The following is a 19,550-nucleotide window of genomic DNA, read 5'->3' as shown; positions in this document are numbered from 1 at the left end:
CTCGATTATAGTCGTATAGAACCATCAATCATTTCAATACTACGGTGAGAATTATGATAAATTTTAGGATTATGAGTTGCGATGACCACTGTTTTATTTCTAGATTCGGTAATTTTTTTTAATAATTCGAATATTAGCTCTGAGTTTTTTTGATCTAGATTTCCGGTAGGTTCATCAGCGACAATTAAAGAAGGGTTATTAATCAATGCTCTAGCGATCGCTACTCGCTGTTGTTGGCCACCAGAAAGCTGATACGAAGGTCGCTTTGCAAAATCTTTCATCCCTACTTCATCTAACAAAGACATAGCGTCATTTTTAATTTCCTTATTGCTTTTTTGAGATAATTTCATAGCCGGAAGCATTACATTTTGTAACACATTAAATTCCGGTAGCAAATAGTGAAATTGATATACAAATCCAATGTGTTTATTTCTAAAATAGGTAAGAGCCGAAGATGTTAAGTTTTTAATGTTCTGATCATGTATGCTCAAGTTTCCTTCGAAATCGGTATCTAAGGTTGAAAGAATATACAATAAGGTCGACTTTCCGCTTCCGGATTCTCCATATATGGAAACCAGTTCCCCTTCAGAAATTGACAAAGAAATATCTCTTAACACCTTATGTTTTTCAGGTTCAAAAAAATATTTATCTACATGTTGTGCCTCTAAAATCATATTCCTCTAATAATAGTTACAGGATCTACTTTACTTGCTTTTCTGGAAGGAAAATATCCTGCAAAAATGGTCGTCAATACTCCAAAGAAAAATCCTAACACATAATATGACATCTTAAAATTAATCGGATAAGTATCCACAATAATAAAATCTGAAGTATCCAATGGTGTGGTAGAAATTAAATAACTAATTAGATATCCAAAAAAACTTCCGAAAACTGCGCCTAACACACCAATAATTATGGATTGAACCAGAAAAATGAAAATAATATCATTACTAGAGTATCCAATGGTTTTTAGTACTGCAATATCTTTTCTCTTTTGGATCACTGTAATATTAAGAATATTATAAATTCCAAATCCTGCTACTAAAAGTAATGCAAAAGAAACAGACCAGGTAAGAATATCACGAACCTTATTCCCTATCACAATCGTCTTGTTACTATCTTTCCAATCTTCTGTCGCAATTCCATCAATATTATCAGTTAAATAGCTTTTTAAACGAATATCATCTCTATCTTTTAGTTTTACGTGAATATTCGTAATACTATTTTTTTGATCTAACAAATTCTGTAACGTGCTTGCAGAAACATACGTTCTTACATTATCAATAGTGGTTATTCCGAAACTAAATATGCCCGTAACTTTTAGTGTCGTATTCTTTCCATTAGGAAGTATCATTTTTATCTGATCTCCAGCAGAAACTTGTAATCGTTTGGCCAGACTAACTCCTAACAGAATCGAATTTTCTTTTAACAAGCTCTGAAAGCCTTCTCCTTTTATTAATCGCCTTTCTAAATCAACCATCTTACTTTCTTGAGTAGGAAAAACACCATTAATACTACCAGGAAACTGTTTAGAGTCGCTAATTAAAATTGCTGGCGAAATGATTTGGTAGGCAAAGGATTGAACATTATCATCTACTTTCAGGACATCATCAATTTTGTTACTATTTTCTATATAATTGAATAGTATATTGGAAGTTGTGGTAGATTGTTTTTTAGACTTTGCACTAACTATTATATCTGGACTTCCGTTAAAGACTGCATCATCCAGAAAGTCATTCACTCCTGTCATAAAATTGATCATGACAATAAAAGTAGTCACACCTAGTAAAACCCCTATTGCCGCTAAAAAGCTTTGCTTTTTTCTTGCAAATAAGTATTGTAACGCTATGAATATGTTTGTTTTATTAAAAACTTGCTTAGACATATCACATAGGTCGAGAAAGCAAGGATAGGATTACAGAAGTCTGTTAAACAGTTTATAGAATCTTTTAAATCATTTAAATTTGAAAGACAGATCCTTAAAAGTTATTCCTATTCTTAATCTACTCACACTTTCTGTATAATTTATTAGGTCTTCTGCATAGCCCAGATAGTATTGTAAGTAGATAAATTGATTGCTATTTTTGGATATTTTATAACTAACTCCTAGTTTCAGGCTTCCTCTCCAATCCGAACTAAAACTCTTTCTAAAATCTCCTTCAAAAATTAAAGATTTCCAGGGTCTATAAGATATTCCTCCTTCAAAATATCCACGATACTCTAATAAATCAGGATTATCTCTAATACTTCCTATTGGCGCCCACCCTTTAATTCTGAATTGCCATTGATTCAAATATGGTTTTATATAAAGGAGTGAAAAATAATTCCAACTTCTTGAGTTTTCTCTATCTCTTCCATTAGATTCATGCTCAAATTGAAACCATAATCCGCTGGATATTTCATTATTTTTAAAAAATAATTTTGCAAATCCCAAACCAGGATTGTAGTTACTTTCTCTGAATGGAAAGGACTCCTTATAAACATTCCAGAATGATTTCTGACGATATGTAAAAAACAAAAATGCATCCCAAGGTAGATCAAGATTGGTTATCCTTTGTTTAAAACCCAACTGAAATTTAGCATCACTATTATCAGAATCTGGTTTTTCATTTAATGCAGTTCCTGTAATGATGTAATTATCTCCAAATATGGTAAATGTAGGAAGTGAATGGATTATCTCTTTATAATTTGTACTATCAATCTTTGTAGAAATCCTTTCTTGTGCTTTGGAGAGCGTAGCTATAAGAAAAATTGACACAAAAGTTATTCTTGCTTTTGGTATGTCCATATTGCAAGTGAATTAAAAATTATAGCTAAGATGAAAGTGTAAAAAAACTCTAATTTAACATCCATAAATCCGCTTCCTTTAAGCAAAACCTTTCTTGTTACAGAAATAAAATGAGCTAGTGGATTTGGGATTGTAAAATATTGAGCCCATGTAGGCATGCTGTCTATAGGTGTAAAAAGACCACACATTAAAATAAAAATCATTACAAAAAAGAAAGCAATAAATATGGCTTGCTGCTGGGTATTGGCAAAATTGGAGATAAGCAATCCCAATCCCAATACACAAATAATGTTAACAAAACCATAGCCATAAATAAGTAACAAACTACCTCGCATAGGAATGTCAAATACCAATTTAGCAACCGTAAGACCAACCGTTAAAACAAACATACCAATGCATAAAAACGGAATTAATTTACCAACAATGAGTTGCCATTTTTTTATAGGTGTTACGTTGATTTGCTCTATAGTGCCGACTTCGCGTTCTTTTACGATATTCATAGCCGAAAGAATAATGGTTAAAAGCGCTGTTAACTCTGCAAGAATGCCAGGCGCCATAAAGTGTGGATATTTTAATTCTGGATTGTACCATGTATTATTTGAAACTATAATGGTTGCATTACTATTGTTATTAGAATTTGAATTGAATAGCACAGGTTCATTAAGCACAATCTCTTGATTTAAAGACCCAATAATAGAACTTAAGTAGCCTGAACCTATTGTAGCTTGTTGTCCGTTAATGGCGTTTACCAACATTTGTAATTTTGGTGCTTCGCCTCGATAAAATTCTTTTTCAAAATTTTGTGGAACCTCCAAAATAATATCCACTTTATCTGCCTGCATCAAATCCATTGCTTGATTATTGTTAAATGGTGCCGCTACAATCGAAAATCTATCATTAGCCACAACCTTATTGGACAATTGTCTTGACATTTCCGATTGGTCTTTATCCACAATAGCGAGCCTTACATTCTTCACTTCATTAGAAGCTGCAATTGATAGTAAAATCAGCTGAATTATCGGCAAAACGGTCATCATTGGTAGCAAGGTCTTGTCCCTTAATATTTGAATGAATTCCTTTTGTATAAGATATTTTAATAATTTCATTTCAATAGGTGTTACAGATAATCAATTCCATCTTATTCTAAACGGATTTTAAAATTCTTCATAGCCAAAGCCAGCAGGACGACTGTCATTAATATTAAAACACCAACCTCATATAAAATGATGTTTAACCCAGCACCACGTAACATAATCCCTTTGAGTATATTGATGAAATAAGTAGCAGGTACAATATTTCCGAGATATTGAAGCACGATTGGCATACTTGCCAATGGGAAAATGAATCCAGATAATAACATAGATGGCAACATTAATCCCATTAAAGATTTCATCATGGCACTTTGTTGGGTTGCCGATACTGTTGAAATCAATGTGCCAAGCGACAACGCTGTAATAACATATAAAAAACACATTAACAGTAGTAAACCGAGGCTACCTATAATAGGCACATTAAACACAAAATAGCCAATTAGTAATACGATAACAGCATTGATGAAAGACAGAAAAGCATAAGGTGTCACTTTACCGAGAATAATTAATAGAGGTGGTAAAGGCGATACCAAAAGAATTTCCATGGTTCCTAATTCCTTTTCTTTTGAGATTGTAAGCGAGGTCAACATCGCACAAATAATCAATAGTATGAGTGCAATAGTTCCAGGCACAAAATTGTAGGCGCTAATTAATTGCGGATTATATATCATTCGGGTTTCTACACCAATTTGAAATGGATTGAGACCAGCACTCACTTTTTCAGTTTTAAACTTGCGTACCATATCATTAACATACTGAACTAAAGTGTTGGCATTATTTGGGTCAGAACCATCAGCAATTAATTGAATCTTTAAAGGGTTTCCTGCATAAAAATCTTTTGAAAAATCATTAGGTATCACCAAAACCAGTTTAGACTTACCTGCTTTCATGCCTGTTTCTAATTCATTTTCTGAAATAAGATTACTATTAACTATAAAGTTGCCCGAACTTTGTAAATGGTTGATGAGCTGTTTGCTTGTCTCATCTTTTGCATGATCCAAAATATCGATTTCTGCATCTTTAAACTCATTGGTTACAGCGTAGCCGAAAATTAATATTTGCGCTAGGGGCATGCCAAAAAGTATCAATAAAGTACGCTTGTCCCTTATAATATGATAGAATTCTTTTTTTATAAATGCCCAAAATACCTTTAGCATGCTCTATCTTTTTAGATGATGAAAACCACGTCAATTACTTTTTCTACACCGTTCAATTCAATAGCACATTTTTTGAAATTGGGCTTACTTCGCTTAGTCAAATTTGAAGCACCAACACGTTCTTTAGGCATACCAATAAAGTTAGATTCAATTTCGCCATCATTATTTTCATCATGAAAAATTACAACTGCGTATGTACCATGAGGTACATTTTCGAAGGTGTAAGAAGTGGATTTTGAAAACTGCTTTACATAACCTTTTTTATAAGCCTTATTAACCTCTTTTGGAAAGCCTTCATCGGTATTAAAAAGCATAAAAACAATTTGTCCTTTCTTACTGTCAATGCCATTGACATTAACTTGAATGTTCCCTGAATTTATTTCATTTGATAATGTATTAAGATTCGTCTTAAAACTCATCATACTTGTGGCTATAATAACCAGTACAAATACCTTTTTATTCACGGCAAATCTATTTTTGAAGTGTTCATGAATTTTTTTTGAAAATTTCATAATTTTTATTTTTTAGTTACGTGCTAATTTTAAAAATACCTCATCCATAGATTCGGCGTTATAATGTGCTTTTAAATTATCGGGGGTATCAAGCGCTTCAATTTTACCATCTACCATGATTGAAACACGGTCACAATATTCAGCCTCATCCATATAATGTGTGGTTACAAAAATGGTACTGCCACCTTTTGCAGCCTCATATATGGCTTCCCAGAATTGTCGTCTCACGGCTGGGTCAACACCACCTGTTGGTTCATCTAGAAACACAATTTTTGGATCGTGTACCATGGAAATGGCAAAAGCCAAACGTTGTTTCCAGCCTAACGGTAACGCTTTCACTAATTTTGAAGCAACTTCAGTTAATTGAAGTTCTTCTAAAATTTGATCGGTCTTATCCTTAATTTTTTGTTTTGAAAGACCATACACTCCACCATAAAACCGAATATTTTCCTTGACGGTTAAATCCTCGTACAAACTGAATCTTTGTGACATATAGCCAATACGCTCTTTAATTTTTTCGGATTGTTTTATAACATCCAACCCAGCTACTGTTCCATTACCAGAAGTTGGCTTACTCAAACCATTTAGCATTTTCATCGCTGTTGTTTTTCCAGCACCATTGGCACCTAAAAAACCGAATATTTCACCTCTATATACATCAAAAGTAATAGCATCTACCGCAGTAAAATCACCAAATTTTTTGGTTAAATCTTGTACTTGTATAACCTTCTCATCATTCATTTACAATTGTATTTTGTGTGATTTTAAAAAAATGAGGGAATTCAAAATAAACACCAATCCATAGTAAAACCATTAAAACTACACCTGGTATTGGTGGTTCATGTGTCATCCAATTAGAGGCTATAATACCGCCTATGTATGCTGTGCAGAGCAAAAAACCAATATGTCTTGTTTTGGGATAAAGAAATACAGCAATACAAAAAAGCTTAACTATCGCCAGATAATTTAACATATGAGACATTCCTTTTGTATCCATCTCTTTAACTAAAGATTCTACTTGCAAAAGTTCTACAAGGGCTGTTACTGTGAGTAATAACATTGGTAACATCCATACAAAACGCCATTTGCTCTTTTTAACTTGCTCTTTCATTTTTTTATTTTATTAGTGATTCTTCGTTATCCGATAAATCCAAAAAAATATCCTCAACGGTAGGTTTGATTTCCTTAACTTCAGATACTGTAAATCCTTTTTGTTTAAGATGTATTTTTATAGTTTCAGTATTTAATCTTTCTCTGGTAATTAGGTGCAAATATTCTCCGAATGGCAAAACACTTTCCGTAAAATCTTGTTGTCTTAAATACTGAAGTGTATTGTAAGTTTCATTGGTTTTAATTGCATACAATGGTTTTTTAAAGTCATTCATCATTTGTTGCGGTTTATCAATTTTTAAGATTTTCCCTTTTTGAATCAGTCCAATACGGTCGCACAGGCTAGCTTCATCCATGTAAGGTGTACTCACTAAAATGGCAATATTTTTTTTCTTTAGGCTCTGTAGCATATCCCAAAATTCTTTTCTACTTACTGCATCTACACCAGTGGTTGGTTCGTCTAAAAACAACACTTCTGGTTTATGGATAAGCGCACAGCATAATGCCAATTTTTGCTTCATACCACCAGAAAGTTTTCCTGCCAAACGTTTCTTAAAGGGTTCTATTTGTATATAAATATCCTTAACCAAGTCATAATTTTCTTTAATGGTTGTGCCAAAAATGGTTGCGAAAAATGATAGGTTTTCTTCTACACTCAAATCTTGGTACAACGAAAACCGTCCAGGCATATAGCCTACTTTTTTACGTATGTCTTTGTAATTTTCAACCACATCATGACCAACTACTCTTGCCTTACCTTTGTCAGCAATAAGCAATGTGGTTAAAATGCGGAATAAGGTAGATTTTCCAGCACCATCAGGACCAATAAGCCCAAACAACTCACCTTCTTCAACATTAAAATTGATATCATCTAGCGCTAATACTTCACCATAACTTCTGCTTATATGTTCTACTTCTATAGCAGACATTTACTCCTCTTTGTGGTTAAATTCAATTTCACCTGGCATTCCTATTTTTAGTGTGCCGTTGTTTTTTACTTTTACCTCTATGGCATAAACCAGATTCACACGTTCTTCTTTGGTTTCTATGGTTTTAGGTGTAAATTCAGCTTCACTTGCAATCCAAGAAATAGTTCCACTTAACTCCTTATAGCCATCTTTATCATCATCAATTAGCACTTTTACAGTATCATTCAATTTTACATCTTGCAAAAGATTGGCACTTGTATAAGCTTTGAGTGTTAATTCATCAAGATTGGCAATTTTGTATAAAGGCGCACCTTGATTGACCAATTCGTTTGGCTCAACGAATTTTGTTAAAACTGTACCCGAAATAGGATTGCTGATGATATGGTCATTAATCTGTTGATTGATGAGTGCTACTTGCGCTTGTAGTGGTTTCCGTTCTGAAAGAACAGCCCGGTTAGCCACTCCAACATTTCGCCTGGTAGAGTTGATTTGTTGGTTAATTAAATCAATCTTTCCGTTATAATCATCTAACTGTTTTGCTGTTGCTGCTTTTTCTTTAAACAGGCGCTCTGTACGGTCACGTTCCCTGATAAGATTAGAACGGTCTTTTAAAAGAATGGCCACTTCTGGTGCGGCTTCTTGTAATTTTCCGTCTAAAGCCTCGATAGTTGCTTGTGTCTTTAATTTTTCAAGATGAAGTTGTAATGTATCAATGGCACCTACAACTGTATTTGCATTAAGTTTTTGCCCTTCTTCAATATTAAATTTCAATAATTCGCCACTACCTTTTGCGCTTACTGTGATTGTAGTAGCTTCAAAACTTCCATAGGCATCTGATTTTTCACCATTGCCACAAGCAGTTATAAATAAAGAAAGGATAATATATTTTATAAAATGAATGTTCATCTTTTGCATGACTGTACTTATAATTTTCCGAAGACGGTTAAATATTCTATTTGTAATTGTTGTAATTCTACTTTATGTAACTCGAGCTGTTGTTTTGCAGACAACTCTGCATTGACCTGAGTGATATAATCATTGGAGTTAATAATTCCATTGTTAAGTTGTGTTTCTGTCTGTTTCAGTATGTATTGTTGTAGTGTTACGATTTGCTCATCATTTTTGAGTTGTGTTTGTAATGCGTTAATCCTTTGCCGGTATTCTTCTTCTCTAGAAGCGATATCAAATTCAAAAGTTTCTTTATCTACCTTGGTTTGTTCTATTTCAACTTTTAATTTTTGGCGTTCTTTTTTCCCTTTACCCCAGTCTATTAAATTCCACTGTAAACGAATACCTCCTAAAGCGTAGTTTGCTGTTTCGGTATCTGTGAAATTTAGTGGATTTGGGTTTCCTATACCTCCCTGTGCAAAAAGTGAGATTTTTGGTTTTCGACCAGCTTTAATTGTTGCTTCCTGGGCGGTTAATAATTCTTTCTGATAATCGTACAGCAATTGCTCTGGTCTAGAAATATTGCCATCTATCATTTCGTTATTGAGCGGTGGTAAGATTAATTCTGTATCTACAGAAAGTGAAATTCCGAGAAGCTCTTGTAATACTGCAAAATATGCTTTGATATCTCCATCTAATCGAAATGTATCAGATTGCAATTCCAACTGACGTACTTTAAGCTTAGAGAGCTCACTTTCTAATACAACACCATTATCATATTGCACTTGTAAGGTTCTTATATTAGATTCTATATCATCGATTGAAGTTTTAAGCAACTCTTTTTGTTGCTTAGACAGTTTTATTGTAAAAAACAAGTTATTGACGCGATTTTGAAGTGTTCGTAATGTTACCTTTAGGTTTTGTTGGTTCACTTTTAATAAAGATTTTTCAATCTCTTTTTTAGCTTTTACCAAGCCTCCATTATAGAGGTCAAAATTCATATCTACGAAAGCTTTGAAAGTTTCTAACGGCAGTTCTACATTGCTTGTTCCTGTATTCAAGCTAACATTCTCACTTTGAATTTGCCCCTCCGCATTATGGGTTATATAAGGCAATCGCTCTCTATTGATAATTTGCAAATTAATCTTAGAAATTTCATCCAATAAGGCTTTATCTGCAATAAGCGGATAATGTTCTTCTGCCAAGACATAGGCCGTTTCTAATTGAAGTTTATCTATTGTCTGTGCTTTCGATCCAATACTTATATGAAGAACAATCAGTAGAACAATTTTGATTTTTTTTACGCATTCCCTGTTCATTATTTATTGATTTTCAATATTTAACAATCAACCATTAAGTTCAACCATTTGGTTGAATAAATGTAAAAAAAATTATTTTAGTAATGCATCTTTTAAGAAATTCATAACAATTTCCTTCCGTTCTTCCATTATCTGGTTATAAAATGCATCTGGAATTTCTAACATATTCTGGAAGATAGGTTTAGCAATAAAAGGAAACACAATCAAGGACATTACCGTAAGCATAAGATGATGCGGAAGAACCTGTTTTAAAACACCTTCTTCTTGCTCTTTTATTATTTGGTTCATAAATACTGGTAGTGTGTTGTTTACAGCCAGTCTCTGTTTCATCATAACTATCATATTTTTTCGTCCTTGGGAGAGCTCGTGCAATATAAACATAGGAATGTGAGGATTTTTTAACAGAGTATTAATATGAGTAGAAACTAAACGTTCGATTTTCTCTATTATAGTTCCCTCTCCAGAAATCGCATTTATGAAATTAGGAGCTGTCATCTCAATATAAGATGTCATAATTTTTTCGAATAATAATTCTTTACTTCTAAAATAGTAATGAAGCATGGACTTATTGATTTTGGCTTCATTGGCAATTTCCTGCATTCGAGCACCGGCAAAACCTTTTTGAACGAAGATTTTCTTAGCTGCCTCTAAAATTTGCGTTTCTGTATCTGTTTGCCTCACCATAAATTTTAGGTTTTGGCTAAAGTTAAGAAAAGATTTTTTACAAAAACTACCACAAATTAGTGAAACTAATACCTGAAATAAAGATTGTACCTTTCTCTAATCTTATTTCCTTTTTTTACTGCTTTTTGCCAAAGGATTAAAATCCAAGCATAATTGTATCCAGTATTCCAGATCTTCATCCAAATCAAACCCATCTGCGGTTACAAAAACATATCCTTTCATAGGTCTGCCCGTAAAATCCATAGGATGACAACCTTCTCTTTTTATAGCTTCTGTATATGCTTCTTCTCCTATACGAGCCATTAAAAGATCTGTTTCCTTCTTTTTATCATAATGGATTCCACAACACATTTTATCATCTACCATAAAGCAGAGACCTCCCATCATTTTTTTTGTATAGAAATTAGCTCTTTTTTCTTGGAAAATTTGATGAATCCGATCGGCTATATATTCGCTGTATGCCATTATTGAATTGCTTTGGTTAAATACTCATTTACAGGATGCATCACTTTCCAATAATTCATAAGTTCATCGATAAGAGATTCACTAGTAATAAGAGATGGAGCTTCTTCTCCTACAAAATAAAATTGTTTGTTGGCAATCAATGGTTCCTTCTTATATGCTTCTTTCCATTCCTTAGGAATTCGCTTTAAAGCTCTCCCTTTGATCTCTCCAAATTTTTGAACAAAATCTGAATTCTCTATTAATCTCCTAAATTCTGAGGGATCCTGGTCAATTTTAGTTCTTACATTGTGTAATTGTTCCTTCGAAATACCAAAACATCCTCCCATAACACCTACCATCTCCGGAGAAAAACGTAAAAACATCCCTGGAACACTCTTGTCCTTACGACCACCTCTAGATACGAATGCGGTATAGTGTAGATTATATGGTGATTTATCTTTAGAAAAACGAATATCCTTATGAATGCGAAGTATACAATCCTTAGGCTCAATTTCTAAGGCAGGATCATACTTTTGTATTTCCTGAATCATTTTACCTATAAAAACCTCAAAAGGTTTCTTGACACTTGCTTCATATCTCTTTTTATGAGTATGAAACCATTCTTTATGATTATTCTTTGATAGTTCTTCAAAAAAATCGACAAAATCTTCGGTGAAACATTGCATAACCAAATTATTAATATTTAAATATAATCAAACCGTTAGTTAGAGTGAAATCAAAACTTGTGCGTTTTGGATTACGTATTATAATTCCAAAATTATTTCTTCTCGACTTCACTCCAAATAACAGCTAAAAAAAGTTAGGACATAGAGTGAAACGCTACTCGATTTCCTTCTGTATCCAGAAATATAGCCATAAAACCATTTTCTCCAATAGAAGTTTTTGGCATCAAAACTTTTCCGCCTGCCTTCTCTACACGTGCTAATGGAACAGACAAATCATCTCCTCCATTAAGATACGCAAATGTTCCTTCCTGAGAAGGTGTATTTCCATTTCCGTGAGTTACACAACCTCCTACACCTCCATCTTTGTAAGGAAAAAAGGCCATTTTAAATTCCATATCCATCGGTTGAAGCTCTGTCTCTAAAAGTTCACTGTAGAACTTTACTGCTCTTTCAAAATTGGTACTTGGTATTTCAAACCAGCTAATTGCATTTGACATAATGATATATTGTATTGATTAAGAATATCTCAAAGGTATAGGATAGAAGTAAGTAAGAAAAACATTATTTTTGAAAAAACATAGGTTTCTAAAATGAAGAAAAACGAAGAATTATTCTTTCTGATCAAGTCATTAACCAAAAGCGAAAAACGTTATTTCAAAGTAAATGCGAAAGGGAATGAAACATCAGAATACATAGCGCTATTTAATGCAATTGATACTCAAAAAAAATATGATGAAGCCGAAATAAAAGAGTTGTTTAGAAATAAGGCATTCACTAATCAATTAACCACCATAAAAAATTACTTAAAGCAACGCATTTTACAATCTTTAAGAAATTATCATGCTCGAATTTCTATACAAGCAGAGTTAACAGATATTCTACGTAATATAGAAATTTTGTTTCATAAGGGCTTATATACCATTTGCGAGAGCGAACTAAACCGTGCAGAGAAAAAAGCAGTACATTTTCAACAAGATTTATTATTATTTCAGCTTCGGGATTGGAAAAGAAAAGTACATCAGGCATTATACCTACAGGATTTCGAAACTTTAAAACATATTGTTACAAAACAAAAAAAATCACTAAACGCTACTGTAGAATATATCAATCTTTTATTAGCGAATATTGATCCCATAAATTTCTCTTTATCTCATAAAAAAACACATCGAATTCAGAACAAAACACTAAAAACACTTCATATATATCGAAAACAGCTTGCAGCAAAAAACTATGAAAAAGCAAAACATACTATAGAAAAACTCATAAAAGAATGGGAACAGAATCCAGAACTACTCAAAGAATATTTCACAACTTACTTTTCGGTCTACAACAACTATCTTGGATATCTTGTATTTAAAAAATTGCACAAAGAAGCCTTTGTTCGGATTTTACTATTAAAACAAAAAGCAAAAGAAATTACAACCTCTTCTGCTTCTTTAATAAAAGAAACCTTACGTCTTTATAACATTGAACTAGAAATCCACAGAAACCTTAAAGACCTTCATAACACGCAAGAGGTTATTGAAAACATTCAGGACTTCATCAGCAATAACAAAACAATGATTCCGGCTAACTACTGGCTTTCTTTCCGCTTTCAATTTGCTAATATCTACTTTCAAAAAAAGGACTATAAAAAGGCATTACATTGGATCAATGACATCCTTAATTATCAAACCAAAAAAGACCGAAAAGATCTAATTACCTATGCATATTGGCTCAATCTATTAGTGCATTATGAACTCCAAAATGAATTTACTTTGAGATACTTAATTGATGCTATCAAAAAGCATATAAAAAAGCAAAGAAACATAGATTCCTATGAAAAATTATTATTAAAGTTTCTATCAAAAACTGTTGAGTATCCCGAAAAAGAAAAGAAAAAGGCATTTGATCAACTTTCTGAACAATTAAGAGAAGACCCGATTCCTAAGTATATTATGGGATACATAGATTTTAATGACTGGATTAACCATAAATATTAGTTGTTCTTTTCGTCTCTTTCGGAAAGCAGTGCAAAGAAATTATTTTTATAGGTGTTCCCTATAGATAATTGCTCATCAATAATCTCGATATAATCCGATCCATAGGCTGTTATTTTATCTAGCGCAACGATATAGGATTTATGGATACGAACAAATTGATCGCAAGGTAACAGTGTTTCTAAATCTGCTAATTTGTGATAAACCACCAAATCCTTATCTGGTAAATGGATTTTTACATAATTACTTAATCCTTCAATATAGAGAATCTCATTATAGTTTACTCTAACGTTTTTTCTATCTACTTTAAAATATTCATACGATTTAGAGGCAATTTTGGCATCATGATCATCTGTCCTTTTAGAACTTCCCACTTTGTTTATAGCCTTTAAAAATCTTTCGAAAGAAAAAGGTTTTAATAAATAATCTACTACGTTTAATTCATATCCTTCTAAGGCAAACTCCCTGTATGCTGTTGTTATAATGGTTGCGGGAGGATGATCCAATGTTTTTAAAAAGCCTAAGCCAGTTATTTTAGGCATTTCGATATCCAAAAACAGAATATCCACAGTATGTTCCTGAAGCACCTTTAAAGCTTCCATTGCATTATCGCACACTTCGAACACCTCAAGATTAGGGGTGTCCTCCACAAAACCTTTTACAATATTCTGGGCAATCGGTTCATCATCAACAATAAGGCACTTAAGATTCATCTATGGTCAATTTAATTGTTAAGTTAACTATAAAAGAACTATTGATTCTACGTATAAGTAACTCTTTGTGCTTTCCATAGATTAAATCCAGACGCCGAGATACGTTTTGAAGCCCAAGTCCTCCTCCATTACTACCCTCTTCTTTAAGCTTGGAAATACTGTTTTCTATGTTAAAAAACAATTCATTATTAGAAACCTTAATATGAATAGTAATCCATCCTTTTTTCACCTCATTCTTTAGTCCATGCTTAAAAGCATTTTCTACAAAAGGTACCAGAATCAATGGTGGAATTTCAACTCCTTCCACATTACCTTCTACCTTATAGTCGATGTCCACACGTTTTTCATAGCGTTCTTTTTCTAATGCTATTATATTTCCTATCAACGAGAGTTCCTTGTTTAGTGCAACTTTTTCGGTATTAGACTCATACAGTGTATAGCTTAAAATATCTGAAAGCTTTAAAATAAGAGCCGGAGTTTTTTTAGAATTTTCTAATGCCAATCCATAAATACTATTTAAGGTATTGAACAGAAAATGAGGATTGGTTTGAGATTTTAGAAACTTTAACTCGGCATTCGTTTTTTCTTGCTTTAGCACTTCAGTTTCATTACGCTGCTTAAACCAATCGCTATACAACTTAAAACCTGTGGTAAAAGCAACTGTAGTAGCTATAAGCATTATACATTGCACTAACCTGAAGAAATTTAATGGATCAAGAGGTTTTCCATCTACCCACTGCGGAAAATACATCGGATATCCCCAATACAGTACAAAATATCGATGTATGATTGCGGTAATTATTAAAATTACCACTAGTAAAAAAAGATATAATCCAAAGTTGTTTTTATACAAATACTTAGGAATTAATATAAACCAATTTACATAGACTGCAATCACTCTTGTTGGCAAATATAATAGCTCAAAGATAACAGCATCTTTAAAAGATTGTCCGTGACCCCATTCTGAGATCGCAAACAACACCATAATCGCTAACCAAAATAATAAATGATATGTAATATGTTTTATATTCAAGATTTTCAAAATACAATGATCTGCAAAATTAATATTTAAGCTTCCTACTTATTTGCTTTTATGTAAACTAAGGCAAAACTTATGTGAAATTAGGATGTATCGTTTACATCAATCTCAACCAATTTTACGGAAAAGATCTAGAGACTCGAATAAAAACCTAAATATCAACTTTTTATATTGTTATTTTTAAAAGAGATTTTAATAAAAATTCATCTTAAATCAATCAAAAAATAACAGTAACCTAAGATAGAAACATCATGGATAGAAAACAATTTTTAAGAGCTAGTATAGTTACTACTAGTGTTTTTACAGTATCACCTTATGTTCTCTTTGCAAAACAACAAGAAGGCCCCCAATTAGATAAAAAGGTAGTGCAGGAATTTGTTGGTGCTGGTCATAGTAAATTAGAAAAAGTAAAAGAGCTATTAGAAGAGTATCCTACTTTAATTAATGCAGCACATGATTGGAAATTTGGTGATTTCGAAACCGCGTTAGGAGCAGCAAGTCACGTGGGTTATAAGGAATTAGCTCAATATCTTATCGATAGCGGTGCACAGGCCAATATATTTACTGCAGCTCTTTTCGGAAAAATAGACATTATAAAATCTATGCTGGATTATTTTCCTAATACACTTCATGCCAAAGGTCCACATGGTTTCACACTTTTACATCACGCACAACGTGGCGGAGATGATGCTAGTGAGGTAACAGAATATCTTGTTTCGTTAGGAGCCAAAGAAACCAAAATCAAATTGTATTAAAAATCACTTTTAAAAAAGCTGTATTTTTATTGTGTTAACAATTGAATGTTAATATAGTAAAATATGACTGATACCGAAACTATCCTGAAGAGCACCTTAGTCAGCTTTCATAAACTCACAGATGCTGAGTTTAATAATTTTTTGGTCATAACAAAGTTCAAAAAATTGAAAAAGAAAGAATTTCTTCTGGAAAGTGGTTGTTACAATCCTGGTATGTTATTCATCACTAAAGGTATTGTAGGTTTATATGAAATCATTAATTCAAAAGAAGTTTACACTTCTTTTTTTCGATCTTCAGATTTTGCAAGTGAAATTACAAGTCTTGCTTCTCAAAAAACTTCCGCAAAAAATTTGATAGCTATAACGGATGTAGAAGGGTTTTACATCAGAAGAAATGATCTTTTACAATTATATGACAAGTCAGCATCTTTCGAACGGTTAGGAAGAAAGTTATTAGAACATTTGTTAAGTGAACAACATAAATTCACTTCGATGCTCACCTCGCTGAAACCAGAGGATCGTTATAAATATTTATTAAAAAACAATCCTGAATTAATCAAGCGAATTCCACTTCAATATCTAGCCTCTTATATAGGTGTAGCAAGAGAAACTCTAAGTAGAATTAGAAAAAGATCCTTGTAGATTTCATTTTGTGACGATAGTCACATTATTCCATTGTCCATATTTCTAGTTTCACATCGTATAAAACTTTAAAATTAAAACGATGAAAAGCATGATAATTCTTATGGTGTGTACTTTTTGTTTAAGTACTACTAATTGTAAGTCTCAAAACTCAGAAAAGGATATGGAAAAAGAAATTACAGAAGTAATAGAAACATTTATAATTGCCGGAGAAAAATGGGATATATCGGCCTTTGATGCGATATTACATTCGGATTTTAGGGTTATAGCTAATCAATACCCTACACCCGAAAAAACTTCGATCATTCCTGGTGCAGGATACATCGCGTTAATGACACAGAAGAAAATCGGTGGCACAAAATATGATACAGAATTTCTACATATTGATGTCGCTAAACATTCTGCCACAGTAATTGTTCTTTTAAAAAATAAAGAAAATAGCATGAAAGTCACTTTTCTTCTTATTAAAAATAATAATGGAGAATGGAAAATAATGTCTGATTTGGCAATTCAAAACCCAAATTCTTAATAGTAAAGCCCGTATTTCTATAATACGGGCTTATAATTATTTATTGATAACGTTTTTACTAATGAGCTTCATTAGGTTTAGAATTTCCATACAATGGTAGCCCTTCTAAAGGATACAACATATCTTTATTAAATCCATCAAATTTGTATTCCGAAAGTGTAAAATAGTAAACGTAACTCTCTTCTTTTTTAGGTGAAAGTAGCTGAATACTTACTTTGCTAGGTAAATATGTTCCGATACTGGTTTCTTTGCGATCAAATCTAACAGTACCGTGCTGCAATCCCTTAGGCATAGTAATAAAAAAATCATTGATTGTAACTTCCGTAAGGTCTATGAATCCGGTTTCTTTATTTATATAAATTAACCAACGATCATACTGGCTATTTGGTGCTTCCGACCCCCAGGTTGCATACACTAAATCGTATTGTTTATTCTCAAATTCCTTTTCTCCAGCATATCTTATTATAGGAGCTTCCAACATTCTAAATGGAGATTCTAATATGTAGTGATAGGTAGCTAAACCCCAAATATATCTATCATGTTCATGCTGTTTTAGCTCATCATTTTCATTATTGATTTTATATCCTTGCCACGATTGTAAGCCTTGTATAGCTCCTTTTTTTCTGCCTTCAAGATATTCTAACTGACCATCAAAGGTATTTGTAGCAAAACGAAACTGGAGATCATTTTTATTATTACCAGGAAAAGCATTCATAGGCATTATAAGCCAACCTTTTTTCCAATTAAATTGAGCAGTAACCTCATACACATCTGTTTTAGAGAATTTATCAAACCCCATCTTTTTCATGGAGGTTTCCAGAAGCTCTCTTCCTTTGGTATCAATCTGATCGGGATTACTTAATAGATAATCACTACGTAAATCAACAGATCCGCAAGATTGTATTGTTAAAAAGAGAGTAAACGAAAGTATCGATTTGATGAATAATTTCATGGTGCTTTGGATTTAAATTAGACTATAGTTTTCTTTTCTAAATTTTTAAGTGCTTTCTTCATTACCGATGGTAACATGATGTTTTTAGCCATCCACTTTTTAATTATATTCCCATTAGGATGGTAATACTGCGTCCAGATAACTTCTGTCCCTTCCATTTTTTCTATAAGTTTGAAATATCCCAAATGGTTTTTAACAATATGCATATCGGCAATCGTGTAGGCATATCCATACGGTGGATCCCAGTGTACTATCTTTTCTTCTAATAAATCAGGTCCAAATTGACACTGACGCTCACACCCTTCCTGCCACTCACCTTTTGAGTTCGCTTTTGTAAGATCAACTTTCTTAATCATTGGCATCCAGGATGTCATTCTCTGGTGATCAGAAACTACTTCCCAAACTTTATGAATAGGTGCGTTTAAAAACCTCTGTATCTGAAGTTGTTTAGGGGCGTTGGTAAATTGGTTTACATCTAGTGTTTTCATTTTTTTAATTTTAATTAGACCGTTCTACTTATTTTAATTTAAAAAAAATATTAAGCGTTAATAAATTCGAATGTCATCGCTAACCAGGTGTCCATATCCTCTCTTGATCTTTCAACTTTCATTTTAAAAAAAGTTCCATAAAAACCTGAATGCAAGTAATTTGAAATCTCCGTAGGACTAAATCTATCGGTAATTTCTCCTGCTTCTTGTCCTTTTCTTACCACATCAGCAATTAGATCAAGCCACTGATCAAATTGCTCTTTAGTCTCTTTGGCTAAAACATCATATAATCTTCCGGTCTCATTACCCATATTATTAATCAAACATCCACTACAGAAATTGTCCTCTTCATTATAATCAATTAACAATTTATAAAAGGATTTTAAAGTATTGATCGGAGTTTCTATTGATTCTTGAAAAATTCCTTTGAGCCAACTCCTATTTCCTTCTCCATAATATTGGATTACCTGTTTGGCAAAATCTTCTTTAGATTCAAAAAAATTATAAAAAGATCCTTTTGGGATACCAGCTTCTTTTAGGATTTGATTAATCCCTACATGATGATATCCATTCTTTCGAATCACCTGATAACCGACTTCTAAAATCTCTTCCTTATTATGTTTATATCCCATTTTGCGATGGTAAATATATAAAAAAATATCTAAATTAGACCAATCGGTTTATTTTTGATTCGAATTTAATTATTAACCACATCTAAAAATAAAGAAAGCATAGAAATAATCAATGATGTTGTTCTAATTAAAACATTTCGAACGGAAAGAAATCATGATTTCACAAACTGGACCGAACGGTTAAACAACTCTTTTATTATCAGTTAATTAAAC

24 protein-coding genes are annotated in these 19,550 nt (G+C 32.6%); 4 read left to right on the top strand and 20 right to left on the bottom strand.

The genetic code is table 11. The features are described from left to right. Positions 1-5 precede the first annotated feature (5 nt). The 15 genes from Q0910_RS05500 to Q0910_RS05430 all read right to left on the bottom strand — a co-directional run bounded on the left by Q0910_RS05500 (position 6) and on the right by Q0910_RS05430 (position 12,105). Positions 6-674, bottom strand: a complete 669-nt coding sequence (locus tag Q0910_RS05500; RefSeq protein WP_299213367.1) for an ABC transporter ATP-binding protein — start codon at positions 672-674, stop codon at positions 6-8. Beyond that, positions 671-1,885 carry an FtsX-like permease family protein gene (locus Q0910_RS05495; protein ID WP_299213365.1) on the bottom strand — a complete coding sequence of 405 codons (1,215 nt, stop codon included), beginning with the start codon at positions 1,883-1,885 and terminating at the stop codon, positions 671-673. The genes Q0910_RS05500 and Q0910_RS05495 overlap by 4 nt, the downstream gene beginning before the upstream one ends. Before the next feature lie 69 nt (positions 1,886-1,954). After that, positions 1,955-2,788 (bottom strand): phospholipase A, encoded by an 834-nt coding sequence (locus Q0910_RS05490; RefSeq protein WP_299213363.1) that lies wholly within the window; start codon positions 2,786-2,788, stop codon positions 1,955-1,957. Further along, on the bottom strand, positions 2,764-3,894 hold the full coding sequence (locus Q0910_RS05485; RefSeq protein WP_299213361.1) for an ABC transporter permease: 1,131 nt from the start codon (positions 3,892-3,894) through the stop codon (positions 2,764-2,766). Before Q0910_RS05485 ends, Q0910_RS05490 begins: the two co-directional genes overlap by 25 nt. Positions 3,895-3,926: 32 nt before the next feature. Then, positions 3,927-5,036: an ABC transporter permease gene (locus Q0910_RS05480; RefSeq protein ID WP_299213360.1), complete on the bottom strand. Its 1,110-nt coding sequence runs from the start codon at positions 5,034-5,036 to the stop codon at positions 3,927-3,929. Between the two features lie 11 nt (positions 5,037-5,047). Continuing rightward, complete coding sequence (locus tag Q0910_RS05475; protein WP_299213359.1) at positions 5,048-5,548, bottom strand: DUF2141 domain-containing protein; 501 nt, start codon at positions 5,546-5,548, stop codon at positions 5,048-5,050. Positions 5,549-5,560: 12 nt separating this feature from the next. After that, positions 5,561-6,289, bottom strand: a complete 729-nt coding sequence (locus Q0910_RS05470; RefSeq protein ID WP_299213358.1) for an ABC transporter ATP-binding protein — start codon at positions 6,287-6,289, stop codon at positions 5,561-5,563. Further along, positions 6,282-6,659 carry a hypothetical protein gene (locus tag Q0910_RS05465; protein ID WP_299213357.1) on the bottom strand — a complete coding sequence of 126 codons (378 nt, stop codon included), beginning with the start codon at positions 6,657-6,659 and terminating at the stop codon, positions 6,282-6,284. The genes Q0910_RS05470 and Q0910_RS05465 overlap by 8 nt, the downstream gene beginning before the upstream one ends. Before the next feature lie 4 nt (positions 6,660-6,663). Beyond that, positions 6,664-7,587: an ABC transporter ATP-binding protein gene (locus Q0910_RS05460; protein ID WP_299213355.1), complete on the bottom strand. Its 924-nt coding sequence runs from the start codon at positions 7,585-7,587 to the stop codon at positions 6,664-6,666. Next, the gene (locus Q0910_RS05455; protein ID WP_299213354.1) at positions 7,588-8,502 is read right to left on the bottom strand and encodes an HlyD family efflux transporter periplasmic adaptor subunit; all 915 of its coding nucleotides are present in this window, start codon (positions 8,500-8,502) and stop codon (positions 7,588-7,590) included. It lies immediately after the preceding gene. 8 nt (positions 8,503-8,510) lie between these two features. After that, positions 8,511-9,794, bottom strand: a complete 1,284-nt coding sequence (locus Q0910_RS05450; RefSeq protein ID WP_299213353.1) for a TolC family protein — start codon at positions 9,792-9,794, stop codon at positions 8,511-8,513. 72 nt (positions 9,795-9,866) lie between these two features. Beyond that, positions 9,867-10,478 carry a TetR/AcrR family transcriptional regulator gene (locus Q0910_RS05445; protein ID WP_299213352.1) on the bottom strand — a complete coding sequence of 204 codons (612 nt, stop codon included), beginning with the start codon at positions 10,476-10,478 and terminating at the stop codon, positions 9,867-9,869. A 102-nt stretch (positions 10,479-10,580) separates the two neighbouring features. Next, the gene (locus Q0910_RS05440) at positions 10,581-10,943 is read right to left on the bottom strand and encodes a TfoX/Sxy family protein (RefSeq protein ID WP_299213351.1); all 363 of its coding nucleotides are present in this window, start codon (positions 10,941-10,943) and stop codon (positions 10,581-10,583) included. Beyond that, positions 10,943-11,608 carry a DUF2461 domain-containing protein gene (locus Q0910_RS05435; RefSeq protein WP_299213350.1) on the bottom strand — a complete coding sequence of 222 codons (666 nt, stop codon included), beginning with the start codon at positions 11,606-11,608 and terminating at the stop codon, positions 10,943-10,945. Before Q0910_RS05435 ends, Q0910_RS05440 begins: the two co-directional genes overlap by 1 nt. A 134-nt stretch (positions 11,609-11,742) precedes the next feature. Continuing rightward, positions 11,743-12,105, bottom strand: a complete 363-nt coding sequence (locus Q0910_RS05430; protein ID WP_299213349.1) for a VOC family protein — start codon at positions 12,103-12,105, stop codon at positions 11,743-11,745. Positions 12,106-12,198: 93 nt separating this feature from the next. On the opposite strand from Q0910_RS05430, the gene Q0910_RS05425 reads away from it, so the two are divergent. Beyond that, positions 12,199-13,590 (top strand): hypothetical protein, encoded by a 1,392-nt coding sequence (locus Q0910_RS05425; RefSeq protein ID WP_299213348.1) that lies wholly within the window; start codon positions 12,199-12,201, stop codon positions 13,588-13,590. Here the strand turns inward: Q0910_RS05425 and Q0910_RS05420 are convergent. Both Q0910_RS05420 and Q0910_RS05415 read right to left on the bottom strand, forming a co-directional pair. Beyond that, positions 13,587-14,300, bottom strand: a complete 714-nt coding sequence (locus Q0910_RS05420; RefSeq protein ID WP_299213347.1) for a LytTR family DNA-binding domain-containing protein — start codon at positions 14,298-14,300, stop codon at positions 13,587-13,589. The genes Q0910_RS05425 and Q0910_RS05420 overlap by 4 nt on opposite strands. After that, entirely contained in the window at positions 14,290-15,333 is a 1,044-nt protein-coding gene (locus Q0910_RS05415; protein ID WP_299213346.1) for a histidine kinase, read from the bottom strand. Before Q0910_RS05415 ends, Q0910_RS05420 begins: the two co-directional genes overlap by 11 nt. 257 nt (positions 15,334-15,590) lie before the next feature. Here Q0910_RS05415 and Q0910_RS05410 point away from each other — a divergent pair, with 257 nt between their 5' ends. The 3 genes from Q0910_RS05410 to Q0910_RS05400 all read left to right on the top strand — a co-directional run bounded on the left by Q0910_RS05410 (position 15,591) and on the right by Q0910_RS05400 (position 17,265). Next, positions 15,591-16,094 carry an ankyrin repeat domain-containing protein gene (locus Q0910_RS05410; protein WP_299213345.1) on the top strand — a complete coding sequence of 168 codons (504 nt, stop codon included), beginning with the start codon at positions 15,591-15,593 and terminating at the stop codon, positions 16,092-16,094. Between the two features lie 63 nt (positions 16,095-16,157). Next, entirely contained in the window at positions 16,158-16,736 is a 579-nt protein-coding gene (locus Q0910_RS05405) for a Crp/Fnr family transcriptional regulator (RefSeq protein WP_299213344.1), read from the top strand. A gap of 82 nt (positions 16,737-16,818) precedes the next feature. Then, positions 16,819-17,265, top strand: coding sequence for a nuclear transport factor 2 family protein (locus Q0910_RS05400; RefSeq protein WP_299213343.1), 447 nt, complete (start codon positions 16,819-16,821; stop codon positions 17,263-17,265). Positions 17,266-17,323: 58 nt separating this feature from the next. Here Q0910_RS05400 and Q0910_RS05395 read toward each other — a convergent pair whose 3' ends face one another. From Q0910_RS05395 to Q0910_RS05385, 3 genes are read right to left on the bottom strand one after another with little or no spacing between them, the layout of a single operon-like run. After that, the gene (locus Q0910_RS05395; RefSeq protein ID WP_299213342.1) at positions 17,324-18,217 is read right to left on the bottom strand and encodes a hypothetical protein; all 894 of its coding nucleotides are present in this window, start codon (positions 18,215-18,217) and stop codon (positions 17,324-17,326) included. 17 nt (positions 18,218-18,234) lie between these two features. Next, on the bottom strand, positions 18,235-18,705 hold the full coding sequence (locus Q0910_RS05390; RefSeq protein WP_299213341.1) for an SRPBCC family protein: 471 nt from the start codon (positions 18,703-18,705) through the stop codon (positions 18,235-18,237). 50 nt (positions 18,706-18,755) lie between these two features. Then, positions 18,756-19,337 (bottom strand): TetR/AcrR family transcriptional regulator, encoded by a 582-nt coding sequence (locus tag Q0910_RS05385; protein WP_299213340.1) that lies wholly within the window; start codon positions 19,335-19,337, stop codon positions 18,756-18,758. Between the last annotated feature and the right edge of the window lie 213 nt (positions 19,338-19,550).

The organism is uncultured Aquimarina sp., assembly GCF_947495315.1.
Lineage (GTDB): Bacteria > Bacteroidota > Bacteroidia > Flavobacteriales > Flavobacteriaceae > Aquimarina.
This window is presented reverse-complemented; position numbering and strand designations above follow the sequence as displayed.

Bases quoted from the DNA above. Each gene is read 5' to 3' on its own strand.
- Q0910_RS05500 (WP_299213367.1), bottom strand. From the start codon at position 674: ATGATTTTAGAGGCACAACATGTAGATAAATATTTTTTTGAACCTGAA.
- Q0910_RS05495 (WP_299213365.1), bottom strand. From the start codon at position 1,885: ATGTCTAAGCAAGTTTTTAATAAAACAAACATATTCATAGCGTTACAA.
- Q0910_RS05490 (WP_299213363.1), bottom strand. From the start codon at position 2,788: ATGGACATACCAAAAGCAAGAATAACTTTTGTGTCAATTTTTCTTATA.
- Q0910_RS05485 (WP_299213361.1), bottom strand. From the start codon at position 3,894: ATGAAATTATTAAAATATCTTATACAAAAGGAATTCATTCAAATATTA.
- Q0910_RS05480 (WP_299213360.1), bottom strand. From the start codon at position 5,036: ATGCTAAAGGTATTTTGGGCATTTATAAAAAAAGAATTCTATCATATT.
- Q0910_RS05475 (WP_299213359.1), bottom strand. From the start codon at position 5,548: ATGAAATTTTCAAAAAAAATTCATGAACACTTCAAAAATAGATTTGCC.
- Q0910_RS05470 (WP_299213358.1), bottom strand. From the start codon at position 6,289: ATGAATGATGAGAAGGTTATACAAGTACAAGATTTAACCAAAAAATTT.
- Q0910_RS05465 (WP_299213357.1), bottom strand. From the start codon at position 6,659: ATGAAAGAGCAAGTTAAAAAGAGCAAATGGCGTTTTGTATGGATGTTA.
- Q0910_RS05460 (WP_299213355.1), bottom strand. From the start codon at position 7,587: ATGTCTGCTATAGAAGTAGAACATATAAGCAGAAGTTATGGTGAAGTA.
- Q0910_RS05455 (WP_299213354.1), bottom strand. From the start codon at position 8,502: ATGCAAAAGATGAACATTCATTTTATAAAATATATTATCCTTTCTTTA.
- Q0910_RS05450 (WP_299213353.1), bottom strand. From the start codon at position 9,794: ATGAACAGGGAATGCGTAAAAAAAATCAAAATTGTTCTACTGATTGTT.
- Q0910_RS05445 (WP_299213352.1), bottom strand. From the start codon at position 10,478: ATGGTGAGGCAAACAGATACAGAAACGCAAATTTTAGAGGCAGCTAAG.
- Q0910_RS05440 (WP_299213351.1), bottom strand. From the start codon at position 10,943: ATGGCATACAGCGAATATATAGCCGATCGGATTCATCAAATTTTCCAA.
- Q0910_RS05435 (WP_299213350.1), bottom strand. From the start codon at position 11,608: ATGCAATGTTTCACCGAAGATTTTGTCGATTTTTTTGAAGAACTATCA.
- Q0910_RS05430 (WP_299213349.1), bottom strand. From the start codon at position 12,105: ATGTCAAATGCAATTAGCTGGTTTGAAATACCAAGTACCAATTTTGAA.
- Q0910_RS05425 (WP_299213348.1), top strand. From the start codon at position 12,199: ATGAAGAAAAACGAAGAATTATTCTTTCTGATCAAGTCATTAACCAAA.
- Q0910_RS05420 (WP_299213347.1), bottom strand. From the start codon at position 14,300: ATGAATCTTAAGTGCCTTATTGTTGATGATGAACCGATTGCCCAGAAT.
- Q0910_RS05410 (WP_299213345.1), top strand. From the start codon at position 15,591: ATGGATAGAAAACAATTTTTAAGAGCTAGTATAGTTACTACTAGTGTT.
- Q0910_RS05405 (WP_299213344.1), top strand. From the start codon at position 16,158: ATGACTGATACCGAAACTATCCTGAAGAGCACCTTAGTCAGCTTTCAT.
- Q0910_RS05400 (WP_299213343.1), top strand. From the start codon at position 16,819: ATGAAAAGCATGATAATTCTTATGGTGTGTACTTTTTGTTTAAGTACT.
- Q0910_RS05395 (WP_299213342.1), bottom strand. From the start codon at position 18,217: ATGAAATTATTCATCAAATCGATACTTTCGTTTACTCTCTTTTTAACA.
- Q0910_RS05390 (WP_299213341.1), bottom strand. From the start codon at position 18,705: ATGAAAACACTAGATGTAAACCAATTTACCAACGCCCCTAAACAACTT.
- Q0910_RS05385 (WP_299213340.1), bottom strand. From the start codon at position 19,337: ATGGGATATAAACATAATAAGGAAGAGATTTTAGAAGTCGGTTATCAG.